The following is a 14,851-nucleotide window of genomic DNA, read 5'->3' as shown; positions in this document are numbered from 1 at the left end:
CCGCTGTATAGATTCTCTATCAGTATGTAGATTTCGAATGCATACATAGTACAAAATGGAGGTAGTATTAAGCAGCATCACAATACCGTATACTTAAGAACATCACTTCTCCCTGTTCGAACAGTCATCACGCATCGCTCAGGGATACGAGAGAGGATACTCCTTTATGTATGAGATTACTGCCAGACGGTATTTTTTTCCTTATCAAAGCTATACTTATAATAAAACGGGCGAACAGCAGCTTTGAATAAACAAAAAAATAGGAAATTATACAATTTATTGTTGACATTTCTTTGAAAATAAGTAAAATAATAGAGGTAACCTTGGAGAGTTGGCCGAGCGGTTTAAGGCACCATCTTGGAAAGGTGGCGTAGTGAAAGCTACCGTGAGTTCGAATCTCATGCTCTCCGCCATTGATAATATACGTCCCATACGGGACGTTTTTTGTTTATGCTTACGCTGACTGAAAATCAGGGTAAAAGATACTTATGCAAAACACAGGCATGCTGTTATCAGAAAACAAGATAATCATATCGAATTATGTTCTGCACAGCATACAAAAAAATGAATAACCGGCACAGTAACTATAAACAAGGTATCAGGCAAAAGCTTTGCTACGCTTTTTTGATAGTTAAGAAGTGTCATGTAACACTCCTTTCCGAAAAAAAAGCGATTACTATCTGATGACGAATCGCTGATAACCTAATATAATTTCTTAATTTTGTATACTGCATCCTTATATTGTATGATGGAACGAAATCATAGGAATGAATGTTAGGTGATGATGACTCATTAACAACGTTCCAGAGAATAGAAGCAGCCTTCCATTTGTCGTGAATCGAGCATTTCTTTGATCCTGGCAAAATCTTTTGAAAATTTATTCCATTCACAAACTGAATGATCATATTTTGCATCATCTGAATTGTTATAATAATTTTTTAAATTATATCACTTTCCAATACCCGTAAACGATTTTCAAACTTAGACCTGATCTTCTATTTCCTGTGTGCCCTGGCGCTGTGAGTTCCGGTTTTTGGTTTCCTTGATCTATATACACAATGAATTTCAGCTTGATAATCGACATCAGGAACTCTTTCTTGAATGTGAATTGCATGCATGAAAAGAGGAAAGCAAACAGATTCCCTGCATAAGCAGTATCATACTTTTTCTAAATTGTTCACCTGAATCAAATGCATAGCAGCCCTATTAAACAGCAGCATGAGCTGCCGGTATCAAAAAGATCAGTAACACATTTCCTCCGGTCTTTCCGCATAGCTGCAGGGGACGATGCGTATATGCTTTGCCATGCAAATTTCACGAAATGCCTCACTCAGTCTTCCGCTGCTTCCCCGCACACTGAGCACATCCCTTGCATCATCCTCCACATACATATGCTGCAGGGCAAGCAGCATCGCCAGCTTGTTATAGGTATGCTGCAGGGAATATCCCGGCTTCATCTGCATATGATGAATATTATCAAAGCCGCTCACTCCGTCAAACAAACGGGAGGTGATCAATGCATACATCATTTCATAATAGCGCCGGTATAAAAATGCCGCATTGTATTTGTCCCAGAGCATCTCCTTTGACTGCGGGTCCCAGGAATATGCAATATTGTCAATAAAGCGAATACATCCCACAAAGCAATCATAGGAATAGGCCGCCTTCATCTGAGATAAAAGTATTTCATGCTGTGTAAAATAATCGACACAGATACCAAATTTCACAGGGATTGGAAACGATTCCCTGCGCATCGCATCTATGAACGCATGATAGTCCATAATGGAACAGATATTCTGTGCCTGATACCATTCCTGCTGGCAGGGATATGTCGCCCTAACCTCTTTATATAAGGAAGCGCACTCAAGAAACATACTGGAAGGCTCCAGAATCACCAGCTGTGACAGCTTTGTTTTCTGCGCCTGCTCCACAAAAGCATCTAGCACATCCTTGCGATAATTCCCCTTTAATGTAATATGTCCATCCATACATTCCCTCCTGGTTTTTATGAAAAAACTCAGTCCGCCTGAGTTCTAATAACGAATTTTCTTAATTCTTCCAAAGCCGATGGTTCCCGGTCCGGTATGTGACATGATGACAGACTTGAAAATCCGCTGTTCAACCGGTTGTCCGCACGCCTCCTCCAATGCTGCCTTCAGCTCATCACTGACCTTTCGATTATAGGCATCAATGATCATCCAGTCATATTCCTTTGGATCGATATCCTTTAAAACAACCTCGATCCCCTCTTTATAAGCTTTTTTCAGGGTTCGCACCTTGTCAACCAGATCAATCGCCCCATGCTCCACCTTCAGCAATGGCTGTATCTTCAATAATCCTGCCAGCGCTGCGGCAGCAGGCGAAATGCGTCCGCCGTTTTTTAATGCGGTCAGAGTTTCCGGAATCAGAATAGCAAACAGCTCACCCTCCTGCTCAATCTTTTCCTTTGCCTGTACACACGTATATCCTTTTTCAAACATATCGCGAGCGGTTAACAGCATATGAACAACCGGATAACACACGAAATCAGAATTCAAAACAAACACGCGATTTTGATACGGTGATTGTTCCGCTATCCCCATCGCAACACGGCAGGTGCCGGATAAGGCCTTTGTCAGCGGTATGTAAAATATTTCATCGTAGCTTTCCAGCAGTTCATCCCACATACGGGTCATCGTACCGATGATCGGCTGTGCCGTTTTAACACTCTTATTCTGACCAAGTGCCTCGATAATATCCTGATCGGAAATTGTTTCTTCCTCGATAAATTCTTTTCCATTTATGGTAATGGGCATCCGTAAAACATGTATCCCAAGCTTTTCAGCCTCTTCTTTGGTAATATCTGCGCTGGAATCACACATCAACGCTATTTTTTTCATGGAATCACTCCTTAAAAGGCATTATAACATTTCTACAAAAAAATTCAATAAAAGTATTTACAAAACATAATGAATAGGCTATAATATAACTCGCCTGATAAAATGTCAGGAACGCTATGGCGATTGTGGTGAAGTGGTTAACACAACGGATTGTGGCTCCGTCATTCGTGGGTTCGATTCCCATCAGTCGCCCCATAGAAAACAATCAGGAAGTCAATTGACTTCTTTTTTTTATTTATAGACAGTTGATTACCCCGTGATAATGAAGACACAGGCAGACTATGTGAAGATAAGTGCCGGATTCGCAAATAGCTGTTAATCCATCCACAAGCGTGTATCGCAGGCAGCACATACGTAGAAATTCTTTTCACAGAAAAGATTCATACTTTTACAGAAAACGTGTTACAATAAATATAAATAAAAGGAGGCATTTTTTATGAATACCATCAGTGAGGATATTAAGAAAATCATGCTGGCAGGGATTGGTGCCGTTGCCACTACAGCAGAAAAATCAAAGGACGTAATTGATGCTCTTGTGAAAAAAGGTGAATTAACAGTTGAACAGGGTAAAATTCTGAATGAGGAGCTGAAGCATGATCTTCGGGAAAAGCTGAGAACTCCGGCTGATACGGAAAGCATCCGCAAGGATTTGGAAAAGGTCAGCAGGGACGACCTTGCAATGCTGAAGGCCCATATTGAAGAACTCGAAAAAGGCATGGAGAATGAGCAATCCGAATGAAGCGAAAACGCTGAGCAGTAAACGCCGGCTTGCTCAGATTCTGGGAATTCTGAAAAAGCATCATATCACAAAGGGAGTTGATCCGGTTAAGTTTCGGGAAATTCTGGAAGATCTGGGTCCTACCTTCGTTAAAATCGGACAGATCATGGCAAGCCGGCAGGATATGTTCAGTGAACGCTATTGCAAGGAGCTTGTCAAGCTGCGGGATAATGTCGCACCTTTGCCCTTTGCAGATGTACAGCGCGTCATAGAGGAAGAATACGGCTGTCCCATGCAGGAGGTATTCTCCAGCTTTGAGCGTATACCTCTGGGTTCCGCTTCCATTGCGCAGGTGCATAAGGCCTCTTTGCTCGATGGAAGAGAAATCGTTGTCAAGGTGCAGCGTCCTTACATCTATGAGATGATGGAACGGGATATTTCCTTGATTCGTAAAGCTGGAAAGCTGCTGCGTCTGAGTGAGGTGCTGGGGAGCGTCATCGATATCAATATCGTGATGGATGAATTCTGGTTTACCGCAAAGCAGGAAATGGATTTTCTGAATGAGGCGCGCTTTGCCATGGAATTTGCCCGGAATCATCAGTCTATCACCTATATCGGTGCGCCGCTGATTGAGCAGGCCTACACGACCAGCCGGGTGCTGGTCATGGAATACATTGACGGCATTGTCATTGACGATCGCAAAACACTGGAGGAAGGCGGCTATGACCTTCGGGAAATTGCCTCCAAGCTGGCAGAGAACTACATCAAGCAGATCGTGGACGACGGCTTTTTCCATGCTGACCCGCATCCTGGAAATCTTCGCATACGGGATGGAAAGATCATCTGGATTGATTTTGGCATGATGGGAACCTTGCAGCGCAGCGACAAGGACCTTATGAAAAAGGCAGTGCAGGCCATTGGCAGCAATGATACCGAGCTGATGGTCGATGTCATCCTGACGCTGGGAGTTCACGACGGCCGGATTGATTACACACTGTTTTATGACGATATGGAAATCTTCATGAAGAAATATATCCATATGGACCTGAATGAGATCAATCTGGGGGATGCGATTCAGGAGGTCTTTACCATTGCACACAAGCACCGTATATCCATGCCGAAAGGCATCAGCATGCTGGCAAGAGGACTTGTAACCATGGAAAGCACGATGACGCTGCTGGATCCGAAGACGAATATCATTCAGATAGCGGCAGCCCATGTCAGCGAGCATATATTCAAAAAGCTGGATGCCAAAAAGGAAGCGGTAAATGCGGGAAGAAAGCTCTATGAGACCGGAAAGCGCACACTCGATATTCCCATCCAGTTCAGTGAGCTCATGCGGATGATCACCAAGGGACGCATCAAGCTGAATCTGGAAATCATGGATTCCAGTGTACCCTTAAAAACCATCAATCACATGGTCAATAAGCTGGTTGTCGGAATCGTATCCTGCGGTCTGCTCATGGCAAGCTCCCTGATCTGTACAACCGATATGACGCCCAAGGTGCTCGGTATACCCGCCATTGGGTTTATCGGCTATATGACCGCCGTATTTTTGGGCATGTGGCTGCTGTATACCGTGTTAAAGGACAAACGCCGGTAAGCATAAAAAAGCTGTACAGGAATCGGATTTTACACAATCGTGAATACATAAAAAAAGAGAATTCCACACTATTGTATATTATCAATAGCATTCGAATTCTCTTTTTTGCAAGCACCCCAAAGTAAGAAAGAACACAGGAATTGTGACAGACTTTACTTTGATAGTATGCGACAGCTTATCGCCAAAGCTGTTTTTCAGATTTCCTTACTTTATACCAAAACAGCTTCTTTCATGACCTTTCCAATAGCATCGTGAATAACCAGATCCGCTCTATGATCCATCGCAGTCTCTTCTTTGTTAATCAATATCAGCTTTGATCCCCGAAAATATTGAAGCAGCCCAGCTGCCGGATATACCACAAGGGAGGTCCCTCCGACAATGAGCACATCTGCCTGTGAAAGGAAAAGAATTGCCTCCTCCATGACCTGCATATCCAGACTTTCTCCATACAATACAACCTCCGGCTTCAGGATGCCGTTACAGCTCGGACACCGCGGCACCTGCTTCTTCTGCTTCAGCATTTCCTGCAGATCATACTCTGCACGGCAACGCTGGCAGCGATTGCGGTGTATGCTGCCATGAAGCTCCAAAACCTTTTGATTGCCGGCCTTCTGATGCAGACCATCAATATTCTGCGTGATAACTGCCTTTAATTTTCCCATTTCCTCCAGCTTTGCTAACGCCAGATGCGCATCGTTTGGCTGTGCCCGCTCATAGACCATTTCATGGAAATAAAAATCATAAAACTGCTCGGGATGTTCATGAAAGAACTCACTGCTGATCATCGTTTCTGCACGATACGGATAGGTCTTCTTACTGTAAATACCGCTCTGTGATCGAAAATCCGGAATATTACTTTCCGTACTGACACCCGCACCACCGAAAAAAACGATATTGTCACTCTGTGTCAGTATTTTTTTTAGTTCATCATACATATGCTTCACACCTTTCTGATCTGTACATGACTGCCTTCTCTGCTCTTCTCCACCAGAATACCGGCCGGTATATTTTCCTTCAGCAATTCCACATGGGAAATAATGCCGACATAGCCGCGACTGCTGCTCATGATCTGCAATACAGCCAGTGCATCTGCTATGCTGTGCTCATCCAGCGTTCCAAAGCCCTCATCGATAAACATGGTGTCCAGCTGAATACCGCCGTTTCTTGCCTGTACAACGGCGGATAATGCCAGTGACAGCGCAAGCGAAACCAGGAATTTCTCACCGCCGCTCAGGGAAACGACACTGCGGGTATTGCAGGTAAAGCTGTCATATATGGATAGTTCAAGACCATATTTTCGTGTTCTGCCACTCGCCTCATCACTGCGGAAAATCTGATAGCGTCCATTATGAACAAGCTTTAGCAGCTGATTTGCCTGCTGCGTAATACTGCCGAGCATGATTCCCAGTACATATCGTTCAATCCCCATACCGTTATCACCACGCATGGCTCTGACGAAATGAGCCAGCTCTACAAATGCAGGCTCTTCAACATCCAGCTCCTTCTGAATTTGCGTGATGGAGGCCTGCACCTGTAAATACATCGTTTCATGTGTCGTAATATCCGCAAGCTTTAGTTGCAGCTGCTCCACCTCCTGCATCAGCTGCTCCTGCTGTGCCAGCAATGCCTCCAGATTCTGTTCTGCAATCGCAGCACAGCGCTGTTGAAGATCCTGTATCCTTGTTTTCAGCTGTTCCTTTTTCAGCGCATATTCCTGCATCTGCTGTTCCCGCTTTTGCAGATCCTCCTGCTTTAGCCCCTGCATTTCCTCCTCCTGAATCCTGTTCTGTGCCACCGCCTGCCAAGATATTTCTGAAGCCTGCAGTGCCTGCTTTGCCTGCTGCTCTTCCTTTTGTGCATGCTCATGATCCCGCTGCTGCTGTGCCAGGTTGATTTCCAGCTGTCGAAGCCTTGTTTCCTGCTTTACCACCAGTGCGACTGTGAGGTCGAGCTCCTGCTGCAGCTGTTGCAAACAGTCATTGAGCGCCCGCGGACTGCGCAGCTCACAGGGAATACTGTCCTGCAGTACTGTTCTCTGCTGATCGTTCAACAAAGCCTCCGTATGCAGCTCCTGCTGTTTTTGCTGCAGCTGCTGCAATGCGGCATCCTCCTCCTCCTGCTTCTGCTGTAATCGCTCCTGCTGCTGCAGAAGCTCATGAAGAACCAGGTTCAGCTGTTCAGCCTGCTGCTGTTTCTGCTGCAGTCTGGTAAATTCCGTCTGGGAAAACGGCTGCTGCAAAAGTGTCTGTATGGCTTTCTCATGCTCCTGCATAGCAGTAAGTCTCATTTGTATGGATAATCGCACATGCTCCAGCTGCTGCTGTATTCCCTGCACTGCTTCCTTTTCCTGATCCAAACGTTCCTGCAGCTGCTTTAGCTGCACAACATCCTGATACGCCGCCTTCGTTTCAGCGAGTGCGGGATGCGTCGTACTTCCACATACAGGACAGGGCTCATGCTCCTTTAATAAAGCCGCAAGCTGTACCGCACTGTTGTTCAGATAGGTACGCATTGCTTCATCATAGGCCTGCTGCAGCGGTATCAGCTGCTCTTCCCGCAGCTTTATCTGCAGAATCAGCTCTTTTTCTTCGGCTTCCTCAGCCTTCAGCTTACCGGAATGCTGGATTCTTTGCTGCTCATGGTAATCTGCCTGCCTCCATACCGCAAAGTGCTGCGCAGCATGCTCTAGTCCATCCAGTGTCAGCTGAGCTGTCTCTATTTTCTGTCGAAGCTGCTCCTTGTTGCTGTTCAGCTCGCTGCAATGCTTTTGTTTCTGCTCCACCAGCTGCTGCTGTTTATCCTGCAATTCCCGCAGAGCATTCTCTTTAACAAGCAGCTGCTGCAGCTGTTGAACCAGCGGGCGCAGCTCCTGTGCTTCATGCAGCTTCTGACGCAGATTCTGCTCCTGCCCCTTATACTCCTGCAGCTGCGTTTGCCATAGCGGGGCTGCCTGCTTCTGCTGGTTTAGAAGCTCATGCTGCTTCGCCACAGCATGCAGGTTATCGACGCGCTGTTTCCATATATTGCGGCATTGCTGCAATGTATTCCATTCCGGCAGCACCTTTATCAGCTCCTTCTGTCTTTCCAGATAAACATAGAGCTGCTTCATGTCTTCTTCCTGCTGCAGCAATCGCTCCCAGTCCAGCTCTGCCTGCTGCAAAAGTGTCAGCTGTTCTTTTCTCAGTCGTTGCTGTGCTGCTTCCTGCTTGATTTGCTCCAGCAACTCCTGCTTCTGCTTTACCTCCTGTTCCAGTATTCTGCGCGTGCTTCCGGCATGCTTCAGCCATACTGTGATTTCTTCAGGACTCTGCATTTCTATTCCGCTCAGCAATGCCTCCCTGCGCTGCTTTTTCATATCCAGCTGTTCCCGCTTCTGCTTCATGGTATCGCTGAGAGCCTGATTGATTCCGGTCCAGCGCTCCATCTGGAACAGTGTTTTCAATATTTCCTGCTTTTCTTCACTTTTGCTTGTTAAGAGCTGCTCGAATTTCCCCTGCGGCAGGATCATAACCTGTACAAACTGCGCATAACTCAAACCCAGCAGCTCCACCGCCTTTTCCTCAACATTTTTCAGTTTCGGATTTTCAAAGAAAGGTACAAATTCCCCATCGACTATTTCTCCGGCATCAATCTGCATCTGAGGAGTCAGCTCTTGATTGCGTTTTTTACGCATCGTAATCGTTCGCACAAACCGATAGGTTCGCTGATGAAGCTGAAATTGAAAATCAACGACGGTCGCATCCTGCACCTCGGCAAAACGGGAGCGCATACTATACAGATCCTCCCGTTGAGAACCGCTGCTTTTCCCATACAGCGCATAGGTCATCGCATCCAGCAGCATCGTCTTTCCGCTTCCTGTCTCCCCCTGTATGAGAAACAGATGCTGTTCGTCAAATACATGAAAATTGATGCACTGCTGTTTTACATAAGGACCAAAGGCCTGCAGCTTCAATATTTCAGGTCGCATACATTTCCTCTTTCTCCAGCTTTTGCTGTGCCTGTAAAAACAGCTGCCTCGCTGCTTCACTCAGCTCTTCCCCATAATAATCCTGAAAGAACTGCTGTACAATATCCAAATCGGATATCGTCTCCAAATCCTGTAATCGTATCGTGATATTCGTCTGTTCCTGCTCCATGCTTTTTCCACTCAGCTGCAGAAGATTCTCATAGCCCTGTCGAAAGTAATCCAGCATTTCATAGGATACCGGCAAATCCGTGACCTCAATTTTCACATAGGCATGATCCGGCACTGTATGCTTCAGCATTCTCTCCTTTAAATCCGCATAGCTTCCCTTGCATACCTGCAGTGGATGCAGAGGCTGAATATCCCGTTTTGTTACCGTATCCGTCTGACTGTCATAAATCAGCACACCCTTGGGCTGATCAGCCTCCGAAAAGGAATACGGCAACGGTGAGCCACTGTACCAAACACGCCCACCGGCATGCTGACGGCGGTGCAGATGTCCCATGGCCACATAGGAAAACCCGTCAAATATAGCGGAGGGAACCAGCTCCGCTCCACCCACATTCGCAAATCGGTCACTCTCGCATACCTCGGCATTTGCCAGAAAGCCATGCGCCATGGCAATCGGCCGATATGCATAGTCTGCCGTAGAAAGAATATCCGTACAAATACAGCTGAAAGCCTCCGCCTGTGAATGCACGTCCTTTTGGTAGACCTTTCTTACCTGCTCCACATGGAAATACGGAATCGGGTATATCATACAGTCATCCACCCGGATTCCCTTCACCTTTTCCTTCAGACTTCCGATGATATACAGCCCCATCCCCTCCAGCAGCCTTGACAGGGATGCCAGACGGGTTGCCGAATCATGATTGCCGGCAATTACAATCACCTTTTTTTTCAGCTCCATACACAGCATATACATGATATCATCATATAATTCAATCGCCTCTTTACTGGCCAGGATCGTATCATACACATCTCCCGCCACCAGCACGGCATCGATGCTTTCTTCCTCGATAATCGCTTTCAGCTGCTGCTTAAACCAGCGCTGATCCTCCATCAGCGTCACCTTATATAAATCCATTCCCAAATGCCAGTCTGCCGTATGTAATACTCTCATTCCTGTCCTCCTTACCTGAAAACAGGGCAGATTTATCTGCCCTACTCCGTTGCCTGTTCCACTGCTTTTCCTTTTTCTGCCAGAAAATCCTTACTGTATTGTATATCCTTAAAGGACCAGCGGACATCAAACTGCTGATAGGTGACCACTGCCTCCGGCCAGTTGATCTGATAGGTCGTTTCCGCATACACGCTGCCATCTCTGGTTTTGGTTTGTGTGCCGATATACTTAATTTCCCCGCTGACGATACTGGCATCGGTTATAAAGATGCTCGGCACATCGACAGGATGCACTTTATCATACTGATATTTCAGGGTTACCTCCGTGGCATTGCCAACCTGCCTTACGCTTTGCTCCATACTGATTACATAATTAACAAAAACCTTTGTCTTTTTTTCCACAGTCTTTCCATTTGATAAATTCAGAATCAGGCGAAGCACATTTTCTCCGGTTGCATAATTGTATGCATCCTTTGAAATCTGATAGCTGCTGTAGTCCGATACATTGTCAACATACGTATTGTTGATGTACAATTCTACACTGTTGATTGTGGAAGAATGCTTTTCATAGCTCCAGGTGACATCGATATATCGCAAATCCTTTCGATATTCTCCTTCAAACTGCGTGATTTCCGCTGTTGTCTTTGCAGGTGCAGGCTCCGGTGTTGTCACCACCGGCTTCACCGGTTCCTGCTGCGCTTGCGTATTTACAAAGATATAGACGGATAAGGCAATGATAATCAACAGTATGACAGTCAGCAAGAAAACAAAGAAGCCGTTCTTTTTCAGATATGTCTTAATGTTTTTCATATGCCCTCCTTATGTACTCTCTATTATACTGTTTTCCATAGTAGAAAGCCACTGATTTTTGTCATATTCATGGGAAATCACATCATTTTACACAAAGAAAACACTTACAATTTCATTTCATCAGCAGGCAGAGAAAAGAAAAAGATATAGAATACCGATAAAACCAGCATCTATATCTCTCTTCTTTTATTCGTTTACCGGTACCAGTGGTACAACGATCCCGTTATATTTCTCCTCGATAAACTTCTTTACATCTTCGGTATTCAGCACCGCAATCAAATCCTTGATTTTCTCATCATCCTTGTGAGCTGTCTGTACCGCAATGATATTGGCATAGGTCTGCGCAGCCTCACTATCCTTGGATTCCGTCACCAGCACCTTGTCACTGATTTTTGCATTCAGGGCATTGTTTCCGTTAACAACTGCAAAATCAACATCCGGAAGACTTGTCGCACAGGTTTCTGCCTGCATTTCAATAATTTCCACCTTTTTATTATATGCTTCGATATCCTGCTTCGTCGCATCGACACCCTTGCCCTCTTTCAGAGTAATAATTCCGTTATCTGCCAGCAGCTTCAACGCACGTCCGCCATTGGTAGGGTCATTCGGTACGGAAATTTTCTGTCCGTCAGCAACCTCCTTTAATGATGTATGATTGTTGGAATAGATACCCAGCGGCTCAAAGTGTACCGCAAACACGCTTGTGAGTTTGTCTGAGACATTAGCCTTTTTTGCCCAGTCGACCAAATACGGCTTATGCTGGAAGAAATTTGCATCCAGCTCATCATCGACCAGTGCCTGATTCGGTTTTACATAATCTGTGAATTCTTCGATTTCAACCTTGTAGCCCTTTTTTTCCAGTGCCGGCTTCACATGCTTCAGAATTTCCGCATGCGGTGTTACACTCGCACCGATGCGAATCGTCTTGTCCTCTTTTTCACTTTTGGCATCATCGCCCTTTGCACCGCAGCCTGCCAGCAGTGCAATCGTACATAATCCAACTGCCAATGTTTTTAATTTCATGTTCTTTCCCTCATCTTTCTATATTGTTTTAATTTATGCGTTAGAGCCTGTGTATCTGCATACACACATCTGGCTCCGGATTATTTCTGTCGAATCTGTGAGCTGCACATTCGACAGATCCGGCAATTCTGCTTCAGCATGTGCTTCACAAGTGTCCCTCCCTTACCACATCAATGCGTGGTTTTACGAATCGCAAAATTTCCAATTCCCTGAATGAGTGAAGTGATCAGCAGCAGCACTGCAACACACACATAAATCACATCAAACTGGAAGGAATTATAGCCATAACGGATACAGAAGTCACCAAGTCCGCCGCCGCCAACGACTCCTACCATGGCGATATAGCCAATCAGCGTGATCAGCGTGATCGTTGTTGCACGGATAATGCCCGGTACACTTTCCTTCAGATATACGCGGAATATGATTTCCAGCGGAGAACAGCCCATTGCCTGACTCGCTTCGATCAGTCCGTTATCCACTTCGGATAACGCGCTTTCAATCTGTCTGGCCACAAAGGGGATGGCACCGACTGCCAGTGGAAGCATGGCCCCCCGCAATCCGATGGTCGTTCCAACAATGGCACGGGTCATTGGCGCTATCAGAAAAATCAGTACGATAAAGGGGATGGCCCGGAAGAAATCAATCACCTTTCCAATCAGGAAATAAAGAATTGCATTCTCCAGGATACCTTCCTTTTTGGTTACGACCATAATGACACCGAACAGGGTGCCGATCAACAAGGAAATCACTCCGACGATTCCCAGCATGATGAAGGTTTCCAGAATAGCTGTCCAGAAATCCGGCAGCTTATCCATGATATTCGGTATGAATTGATTCAAAAGCTCTAGCATGATTTCATCACCTCCACGCCTACTTCATGCGCCTTCAGATAGGCAAGTGCCTGATCGATATGTGCTTCCTCCCCGCTTAGGATAACAATCAAATCACCAAGCGGTGTATTTTTGATAATTTCCACATTTCCGAAAATGATGTTGGTATCCACCAGAAATTGTCTGGATATTTCCGAAATCAGCGCCTTGCTTGTGCTGACGGAATCATAGTTCAGCTTCACCATGCGCTGTCCCTTTTCCAGTCTCGTCACACTGGCACCGGCATCGAGCATTTCCTGCACACGATGGGCATTACTGGTTGAAGCGATGAAATTGCGCGTTACCTCTGCCTGCGGCTTTGAGAAGATGTCGATAATGCTTCCCTCCTCCACAACATATCCGTTTTCCATAACCGCCACACGGTCACAGATTTCCTTGATAACGGCCATTTCATGCGTAATCAATACGACGGTGATTCCCAGCTCCTCATTCACCCTTTTCAACAGCTTTAAAATGCTTTTGGTCGTCTGCGGATCCAGTGCGCTTGTTGCTTCATCACACAGCAGCACCTTGGGATCATTCGCCAGTGCCCGCGCAATCGCCACGCGCTGCTTTTGTCCGCCACTGAGCTGCGATGGGTAAGCATCGACCTTATCGCTGAGATCCACCAGCTCCAGCAATCTGCGAATTTTCTGATCCATCTCCGCCTTGCTTAATCCGCTTCCCTTTAATGGAAATGCGATATTCTGATAGACGGTACGGCTGCGCATCAGATTGAAATGCTGAAAAATCATACCGATCTTCTTGCGCATCGCTCTTAATTCTTTATCCTTCATTTTTGTGATATCCTGATCATCAATCACGACTGCTCCCCTGCTTGGACGCTCCAGCAGATTGATACAGCGTACCAGTGTTGATTTGCCGGCACCGCTGAAGCCGATAATTCCATAGATTTCCTTATCCTGTATCGTCAGTGTAACATCCTGCACGGCATGCACGTTCCCCGCCCTGCTGTCGAATGTCTTACTGACATGCTCTAATCTGATCATGTCCTCTTCCTCCTGTATTCTACATATAAAAAAGCCTTCATCCCATAGGACGAAAGCTGAATTTCGTGTTACCACCTAAGTTTATTCCCACCTCACAGTGGAAACCTCATCAAGTACGCTTTCCTGAAGGAAAGTTATACCCTATCGCTGTAACGGGCGAACACGTCGCAGCCTACCTTGTTCGACTGCGCGACTCCAAGACCATTTTCAGCAGTTCCTCTTTATTTCCTCTCACCAAACGGAAACTCTCTTTAAAAGCCTACGTGCCTACTCTTCTTTTCTACGTCATTGTTTATCTGCCCATTATGTTACTTTATTTTAATCAAATCGTCAAGTCTTTTTCTCTTTTTTTCTTTTTATGAAACTTTTTCCTGTAAATCAGCCGATTTTATATTTCAGCTTATAGGTCTTGCCTTCACTTTCATCATCAAAATACTCCGTATAGCTCAGCATGATTTTCTTCGCCGAGGAGGAGATGATAAACACCAGACAGCCACTGATTTCCTCCTGCGGCTTCAGGGCATATTCGTCCGGCAGCTGATTGCGGATTCCGAAATTATCCTCAGCCTCAAACGGCCCCTCATTATCAAAGGTTATCATGAAGTCATCCTTATACATTGTCAGGATCTCATTGGTTATATTTCGTATCGTCACATGCAGCATAAGAAATCTGGCACCGTCATCGACGATAAAATCCTTCAGCTCCTTTTCACACAGCTCGATCCGCTGCAGCTTGCATGTAAAAAAAATGGTCTGAAATTCATTGATCATCGCCTGATTCGGACAATAATCCGATGTCAGAAGAATATTATGCTTCTGTTGTTCATGTTGAATGATTTCCATAGTTTTCACC

General features: G+C 45.6%; 12 protein-coding genes, 2 tRNA genes and 1 other annotated feature. Of the genes, 4 read left to right on the top strand and 10 right to left on the bottom strand.

Annotated features, from left to right (window positions below; all coding sequences use genetic code 11):
- The first annotated feature begins 325 nt into the window (after positions 1–325).
- Positions 326–413, top strand: a tRNA-Ser gene (locus ACESPQ_RS13080).
- A gap of 828 nt (positions 414–1,241) precedes the next feature.
- Here ACESPQ_RS13080 and ACESPQ_RS13075 read toward each other — a convergent pair.
- Positions 1,242–1,988, bottom strand: a complete 747-nt coding sequence (locus tag ACESPQ_RS13075) for a hypothetical protein (protein WP_002608633.1) — start codon at positions 1,986–1,988, stop codon at positions 1,242–1,244.
- A gap of 45 nt (positions 1,989–2,033) precedes the next feature.
- On the bottom strand, positions 2,034–2,879 hold the full coding sequence (locus ACESPQ_RS13070; protein ID WP_109770341.1) for a DegV family protein: 846 nt from the start codon (positions 2,877–2,879) through the stop codon (positions 2,034–2,036).
- A gap of 119 nt (positions 2,880–2,998) precedes the next feature.
- On the opposite strand from ACESPQ_RS13070, the gene ACESPQ_RS13065 reads away from it, so the two are divergent.
- The 3 genes from ACESPQ_RS13065 (at position 2,999) to ACESPQ_RS13055 (ending at position 5,200) form a co-directional block, all read left to right on the top strand.
- Positions 2,999–3,074 (top strand) — tRNA-His (locus ACESPQ_RS13065).
- Between the two features lie 241 nt (positions 3,075–3,315).
- The gene (locus ACESPQ_RS13060; RefSeq protein WP_002608631.1) at positions 3,316–3,618 is read left to right on the top strand and encodes a phasin family protein; all 303 of its coding nucleotides are present in this window, start codon (positions 3,316–3,318) and stop codon (positions 3,616–3,618) included.
- Positions 3,602–5,200: an ABC1 kinase family protein gene (locus ACESPQ_RS13055; RefSeq protein WP_373144458.1), complete on the top strand. Its 1,599-nt coding sequence runs from the start codon at positions 3,602–3,604 to the stop codon at positions 5,198–5,200. Before ACESPQ_RS13060 ends, ACESPQ_RS13055 begins: the two co-directional genes overlap by 17 nt.
- Positions 5,201–5,409: 209 nt before the next feature.
- Here ACESPQ_RS13055 and ACESPQ_RS13050 read toward each other — a convergent pair whose 3' ends face one another.
- The 8 genes from ACESPQ_RS13050 to ACESPQ_RS13015 form a co-directional block, all read right to left on the bottom strand.
- On the bottom strand, positions 5,410–6,135 hold the full coding sequence (locus ACESPQ_RS13050; RefSeq protein ID WP_002608629.1) for an NAD-dependent protein deacylase: 726 nt from the start codon (positions 6,133–6,135) through the stop codon (positions 5,410–5,412).
- A 5-nt stretch (positions 6,136–6,140) separates the two neighbouring features.
- Entirely contained in the window at positions 6,141–9,167 is a 3,027-nt protein-coding gene (locus ACESPQ_RS13045) for an SbcC/MukB-like Walker B domain-containing protein (RefSeq protein ID WP_109770342.1), read from the bottom strand.
- Positions 9,157–10,287 carry an exonuclease SbcCD subunit D gene (locus ACESPQ_RS13040; protein ID WP_373144457.1) on the bottom strand — a complete coding sequence of 377 codons (1,131 nt, stop codon included), beginning with the start codon at positions 10,285–10,287 and terminating at the stop codon, positions 9,157–9,159. Before ACESPQ_RS13040 ends, ACESPQ_RS13045 begins: the two co-directional genes overlap by 11 nt.
- Positions 10,288–10,328: 41 nt before the next feature.
- A complete protein-coding gene (locus ACESPQ_RS13035) occupies positions 10,329–11,096 on the bottom strand; it encodes a hypothetical protein (protein WP_002608626.1) in 768 nt (255 codons plus the stop codon).
- 186 nt (positions 11,097–11,282) lie between these two features.
- On the bottom strand, positions 11,283–12,119 hold the full coding sequence (locus ACESPQ_RS13030; RefSeq protein WP_002608625.1) for a MetQ/NlpA family ABC transporter substrate-binding protein: 837 nt from the start codon (positions 12,117–12,119) through the stop codon (positions 11,283–11,285).
- A 170-nt stretch (positions 12,120–12,289) separates the two neighbouring features.
- Positions 12,290–12,970: a methionine ABC transporter permease gene (locus tag ACESPQ_RS13025; RefSeq protein ID WP_002608624.1), complete on the bottom strand. Its 681-nt coding sequence runs from the start codon at positions 12,968–12,970 to the stop codon at positions 12,290–12,292.
- A complete protein-coding gene (locus ACESPQ_RS13020; protein WP_373144455.1) occupies positions 12,964–13,998 on the bottom strand; it encodes a methionine ABC transporter ATP-binding protein in 1,035 nt (344 codons plus the stop codon). Before ACESPQ_RS13020 ends, ACESPQ_RS13025 begins: the two co-directional genes overlap by 7 nt.
- Positions 13,999–14,040: 42 nt before the next feature.
- Positions 14,041–14,290: a binding site (T-box leader), on the bottom strand.
- Positions 14,291–14,376: 86 nt separating this feature from the next.
- Positions 14,377–14,841, bottom strand: a complete 465-nt coding sequence (locus tag ACESPQ_RS13015; RefSeq protein ID WP_002608622.1) for a DUF4352 domain-containing protein — start codon at positions 14,839–14,841, stop codon at positions 14,377–14,379.
- Between the last annotated feature and the right edge of the window lie 10 nt (positions 14,842–14,851).

The sequence above is a fragment of the Clostridium sp. HGF2 genome, from assembly GCF_964240115.1.
GTDB lineage: Bacteria > Bacillota_I > Bacilli_A > Erysipelotrichales > Erysipelotrichaceae > Clostridium_AQ > Clostridium_AQ innocuum.
The sequence above is the reverse complement of the archived record's forward strand: the minus strand, read 5'-3'. Positions and strand labels throughout refer to the sequence as shown.